The sequence below is a fragment of the Nocardiopsis potens DSM 45234 genome, assembly GCF_000341105.1.
GTDB lineage: Bacteria > Actinomycetota > Actinomycetes > Streptosporangiales > Streptosporangiaceae > Nocardiopsis_A > Nocardiopsis_A potens.
On record NZ_ANBB01000033.1, the window covers coordinates 236027 to 242033 of the forward strand.

4 protein-coding genes are annotated in these 6007 nt (G+C 75.8%); all 4 read right to left on the reverse strand.

Translation table 11 applies throughout. The annotated features are described in order from the left end of the window. Nucleotides 1-6: 6 nt before the first annotated feature. Entirely contained in the window at nt 7-2187 is a 2181-nt protein-coding gene (locus D459_RS33620; protein WP_017593418.1) for a serine/threonine-protein kinase, read from the reverse strand. 291 nt (nt 2188-2478) lie between these two features. Beyond that, nucleotides 2479-3240, reverse strand: a complete 762-nt coding sequence (locus D459_RS0112860; RefSeq protein ID WP_017593419.1) for an SRPBCC family protein — start codon at nt 3238-3240, stop codon at nt 2479-2481. A 102-nt stretch (nt 3241-3342) separates the two neighbouring features. Continuing rightward, nucleotides 3343-4191, reverse strand: a complete 849-nt coding sequence (locus D459_RS0112865; protein ID WP_017593420.1) for an FAD binding domain-containing protein — start codon at nt 4189-4191, stop codon at nt 3343-3345. Beyond that, nucleotides 4188-6007, reverse strand: a 1820-nt coding sequence (locus D459_RS0112870; RefSeq protein WP_020380154.1) for a xanthine dehydrogenase family protein molybdopterin-binding subunit, incomplete at its 5' end; no start/stop codon positions are given. The genes D459_RS0112865 and D459_RS0112870, both read right to left, overlap by 4 nt.

Here is a 6007-nt window from a genome sequence, read left to right on the forward strand (position 1 = left end):
CCCGGGTCAGGAGATCTGGATCATCGCGAGCCGCTCCCCCTGCTCCGCCCCCTCTGGCGTGCAGGAGCCGACCTCCGCGGTCATCCGAGTGGCCTGGCTGAAGGGCTGGAAGAAGCACGTCCAGCCCTCGAAGCCGATCCGAGGGCCGTTGCCCTCCTGGGCCTCCGGAGTCTCCAGGTACCCCTCGACGACGGGGCGCCCCTCAGAGCAGGAGATGTCCGGGGAGGTGGCGATGAGCACGACCTCGCCGATCGCGGGCTCGGCGGAGACCGCGCCGCAGTTCCACCGGTCCAGGTCGCCGTCGAAGGAGCTGTAGGTCCAGACCCAGGGGGTCGTGCTCTCGGGTCTGGTGTACTCCAGCCGCAGCGGAACCCCCTGCTCGGAGATCCAGAGTGAGAAGGACCGGTCCTCGAAGCGGTCCTCCCCGGTCCTCGGGTCGGGCTCGCTCCCCTGGTAGTCCCCGGAGATCAGGGTCGCGGGCGTGCCGTCCAGCTCGGTGGTCTCCTCCTCCCGGACCTCCATGCTCTCCGCGAGGTCCCGGAAGGGCCGCAGGACGGGGGCCCGCGCGTCCTCCTCCGATTCGATGGAGTTCCCGTCCGAACTGGGGCTGAAGTCGGCGACGAAGGCGGGCCCGTACTGCAGGTTCCGGTCGTTGCCGACGTCGTAGATGGCGTCCACCGCCTCCGTGCCGCCGCTGTGCCGCTGGTAGAAGTCGGGGTCGGAGCGGTGCACGTACGACAACTCGACCGGGCGGGGCGCCGGGTCGTCGGGCGAGCTCTCGTTTTCGAGCACCGCGTGGTACGACTCGGCCGTCTCGAACAGCTCGATGACGCCCGCCACCGCCTCCTCCGGGGTCGGCGGGGCGGTCGGGCTGGGGGAGGCCTCGGCCTGCGGGGTGCCCTCGCCGGCGACGGAGCGGGCCACGAACAGGCCGCCGACGCCGACGCCGACGGTGCCGACGACGGCCGCGGTGACCACGGCGGCGAGCTTGCCCGCGCCGCCCACCGCGGCGGTGCTCCCGAGCCCTGCCCCGGCCCCTGCCCCTGCGGCGGTGCCGGAGGCGGCCGAGGCGCCTGCGGCCGCGCCCGCCGCGCCGGACGCTCCCGCGCCCGCGCCTGCGGCCGCGCCTGCGGTGCCGGACGCTCCGGCGCCCGCTCCCGCCGCGCCGGCGACGGCGGATCCGGCCGCGGCCGCGCCCAGGCCCGCGGCGGCGGTGCCCGCGGCGGCCGCCCACAGCCGGGGGTCGTGCCAGGAGGCGTCGATGCCGGTCCACACCCCGGAGAGCAGACCGCGCAGCCGGCCGGCCAGGTCGGCGGTGGGCACCGTGCTGATGTCCTCGGCGACCGAGTAGTCGAGCAGCCCCCGGTAGATGGACTCCGCGTCCGGGCGGTGCGCCGGGTCCTTGTCCAGCGCGGCCTGGAGCATCGGCACCAGTCCGGCGGGCACCCCGTCCAGGTCGGGGGCCTCCTCGACCGCGCGGCGCTGCCGCTCGGCGGTGTCGGCGGCGTCGAACGGGGAGCGGCCCGTCGCGGCGTAGGCCACCAGCGCGCCCCAGGCGAACACGTCCGAGGCCGGGGCCGGCAGCGCTCCGCGGAACCGCTCCGGGCTGACCCAGCCGGGCGACCCGAAGACCGCGCCGGAGGGGTCCGGCCGGGAGGCGACCGGGCGGGCGATGCCGAAGTCCAGCACCCGCGGGCCGTCCGGGGAGAGGATCACGTTGCCCGGCTTGACGTCGCAGTGCACGATCCCCGCGGCGTGGATCGCGGCGAGCGCCTCGGCGGTGCCGGCCGCGAACGCGGTGAGCATCTCGCCCTCCAGCGGGCCGCCCTCCCGCACCCGGGCGCCGAGCGTGGGGCCGGGGATGAAGTCGGTGGCCACCCACGGCGGGTCGGCCCGGGTGTCGGCGCCGTGCACCGCGACGGCGCACACGCCGCCCACCCGGCGCATCAGCTCCACCTCGCGGGTGAACGCGGCCCGGAACGCGGGGTCGGAGGCGTGCCGGGGCGAGACCACCTTCACCGCGATGCACCGGCCGTCGGCGTCGATGGCGCCGAAGACGGTCCCCATACCGCCCTGACCGAGCCGGCCGGCCACCCGGTAGGGGCCGATCCGGCGCGGGTCCTCTTCGCGCAGCGGCCTCAGTTCGGGGGGGAGGGGCGCGCCGGTCGGTTCGCTGCCCGGAGCCATGCGGAACTTCCTTCTTCACGGGGGCGGGGGAACGCAGGTGTGCGGGAGCGATCCTAGCCAGCTTCGCACCGCTTCGCGGCGTTCCGCACGTCCCCTGGGGCCGCCGAGGGGAGGAGGACGGCCGGCGGCGGAGAGCACCCGCCGGCCGCTCCTCCCCGATGACCTCGGCGTTGCGGGGCATCGGCGCGCGCCGGCACCCCCCGCCGCGTCGGGAACATCGTCCCGGGGCGGGCCTCCCCGGCGGCGATCCGAAAGGGCGGGCCCCATCCGTCCGGGGCTGCCCGTCCGGGGTCAGCCCCGGCGGCGCCTCCGGCGCAGCCGGCACAGCCGACGCAGCACCAGCACCGCCACGGCGGCCCCGGCGAGGAGCGGAAGGGCGCGCTTGAGCACCGGCACCCCGGCGGTCCGGAGCAGGTCGAGGGCCTCCTGATCGGCCTCCCGGGAGGCGCGGGCCGCGGCCCGGGTCCGCTCCGCGGCGGCCTGCTCCTCCGCCTTCCCCGCCCCTTCCGCCTGCTCGGGCTCCTCCGCGCCGTGCTCCCCGGCGGCCGCAGGGGCCGCCGCGGCCGGCTCCGGTTCCGGTTCCGGTTCCGGCTCCGGTTCGCCGGAACCGGCCAGCTCCGCGGCGAGGTCGTCGGCGAACCGGGCCACCAGGCGCTCGCTGACGTCGGCCATCACGCCCCGGCCGAACTGGGCGACCCGGCCGGTCACCGTGATGTCGGTCTCCACCGCCACCTCGGTGCCCCCGTCCGCCTCGGAGAGCCGGGCCAGCACGGTCCCGCTCGCCGTCCCCGACCCGCGCGCCTCCTTCCCGGAGGCCTCGATGCGCACGGTCCGGGCCTGCGGGTCCTTCTCGGTGATCCGCGCCCGGCCGCGGTAGGTCACCGTGATCGGGCCGACCTTCACCCGCACCTTGCCGGTGAACTCGTCGCCGTCGACCGACTCCAGCGTCGCCCCGGGCATGCACGGGGCGACCCGCTCCACGTCCAGCAGCACGTCCCAGGCCTCCTCCGCAGGGATCGGGACGGTGAACCGGTGCTCAAGCCGGATGCTCATCGGACTCCTCTCGGAAAAGCGGCCGCCTGCCCGGAGGGCCCGGTCCTCGGCCCGGCCCTCCGGTCCTGGTCCTGTTCCCCGTCCCGCCCTCCCCCGGGCCGGTCAGGTGGCGGCCGCCAGCAGGGCGCGGGCGGTCAGCACCCGGGACAGGTGGCGGCGGTAGTCGGCCTGGGCGTTCAGGTCGCTCGGCGGGTCGGTGCCCTCGTCGGCCCGCTCCGCCGCGTCGTGCACCGCCCCGGCCTGGGCCGGGACGCCCCGGCAGGCCTCCTCGGCGGCGCGCGCCCGCACCGGGACCGGCCCCATGTTGGTCAGCCCGATCCGGGCCTCGGCGATCCCGCCGCCGTCCGGCCGCACCGCCGCCGCCACCCCGGTGATCGCCCAGGCCTGCGCGGTCCGGGAGAACTTCTCGTAATGGAACGACCAGCCGCCGTACTTGGGGAACCGCACCCCGGTCAGCACCTCGCCCGGCTCCATCGCGGTGGTCAGGTAGTCCACGAAGAACTCCGCGGCGGCCACGGACCGCTCGCCGTCCGGGCCGGTCAGCAGGAACTCCGCGTCCAGGGCCAGCGCGACGGCGGGCAGGTCGCCGGCCGGGTCGGCGTGGGCCAGGGCGCCGCCGAGCGTGCCCCGGTGCCGCACCGCGGGGTCGGCGACGGTCCGCGCCGCCATCGCGAGCAGCCCGCAGTGCTCCCGCACCAGCGGGTCCCGGATCACTTCGTAGTGCGAGGTCATCGCGCCGATCAGCAGGCTCTCGCCCTCGTCGTGCACGCCGCGCAGCCCGGACACCCCGCCCAGGTCCACCACGGTGGTCGGGGCGGCCAGCCGGAACCGCAGCAGCGGCACCAGGCTCTGCCCGCCGGCCAGCGCCTTGGCGTCCTCGTCGGCGGCCAGCGCGTCCACGGCCTCGCGCACCGTGCCGGGCCGCAGGTAGTCGAAACGGGGCGGGATCATCGCGCACCGCCTTCCTTCGCGTCGGCGATCGCCCGCCAGACCCGCTCCGGCGTGCACGGCATGTGCACGTCGCGCACCCCGTGCGGGCGCAGCGCGTCGACGATCGCGTTGACCACCGCCGGGGTCGAGGCGATGGTGCCCGCCTCGCCCACCCCCTTGGCGCCGAGCGGGTTGGTGGTGGACGGCGTCACCGTCCGGTCGGTGGTGAAGTCCGGCAGGTCCGCCGCGGACGGCAGCAGGTAGTCGGCCATGGTCGAGGTGACCAGGTTGCCCTCCGCGTCGTGCACCGCCTCCTCGAACAGCGCCTGGCCGATGCCCTGCGCCAGCCCGCCGTGCACCTGCCCGTCCACGATCAGCGGGTTGACCACCGTGCCGACGTCGTCCACCGCCGTGTAGGAGCGGATCCGCACCGCGCCGGTCTCGGTGTCCACCTCGACCGCGCACAGGTGCGTGCCGTGCGGGTAGGAGAAGTCGGACGGCTCGTAGGCGGCGTCGGAGTCGAGCGACGGCTCCACCCCGTCGGGGAGGTCGTGCGCGGCGAACGCGGCCAGCGCCACCTCCTGGACGGTGACCGAGGGGTGCCCGGTGCCGCGCACCGAGAACCGGCCGCCGGAGAACTCCAGGTCGTCCTCTGCCGCCTCCAGCAGGTGCGCGGCGAACCGGCGCGCCTTGTCCACCACCCGGTCGCAGGCCCGGACCACCGCGGACCCGCCCACCACCAGCGAGCGCGACCCGTAGGTGTCCATGCCGCGCGGGGAGACCATGGTGTCGCCGTGCAGCACCCGCACGTCCTCCACCGGGACCCCGAGCCGGTCGGCGGTGATCTGGCTCCACGCCGTCTCGTGCCCCTGGCCGTGCGCCGAGGAGCCGGTGACCACCTCCACCTTCCCGGTGGGCAGCATCCGCACCGCGGCGTGCTCCCAGCCGCCCGCGCCGTACTTGAGCTCGCCCAGGATCCGGGAGGGCGCCAGCCCGCACATCTCGGTGTAGGTGGACACCCCGATGCCGAGCTGCACCGGGTCGCCGCGCTCCCGGCGGCGCCGCTGCTCGGCGCGGAGCCCGTCGTAGTCGAAGAGCGCGGCGGCCCGCTCGGTGGCCGCCTCGTAGTTCCCCGAGTCGTAGGTGAGCCCGGCGACCGTGGTGTGCGGGAACTCGTCGTGCCCGATCCAGTTGCGCCGCCGCAGCTCGATCGGGTCCATGCCGAGCTCCTCGGCGAGCTCGGTGACGATCCGCTCGATGGCGTAGGTCGCCTCGGGCCGCCCGGCGCCCCGGTAGGCGTCGGTGGGCATCGTGGTGGTGAACACCCCGGTGCAGGTGAACGAGTAGGCGTCCATCTTGTAGATCCCCGGGTACATGAACGCGCCCAGGATCGGCACGCCCGGGGTGACCAGCATCAGGTAGGCGCCCATGTCGGCGAGGAGCTGCACGCGCAGCCCGCGGATCCTGCCGTCGGCGTCGGCGGCGATGGACACGTCCTGGATCTGGTCCCGGCCGTGGTGGGTGGTCTGGAACCCCTCGGAGCGGGTCTCGGTCCACTTCACCGGGGCGTCGAGCCGCCGCGCCAGCAGGAGCAGCAGCACCTCCTCGGCGGTGACCTGGAGCTTGGACCCGAACCCGCCGCCCACGTCCGGGGCGATCACCCGGATGTCCTGCTCGGGGATCCCGGTGGTCATCGCCAGCATCAGCCGCAGGATGTGCGGGATCTGGGTGGCCGACCACATGGTGTACCCGCCGTTCTCCGGCCGGCACACCACCGCGCGCGGCTCCATCGCCGCCGGGATCAGCCGCTGCTGCCGGTACCGGCGGGGGGCCACCA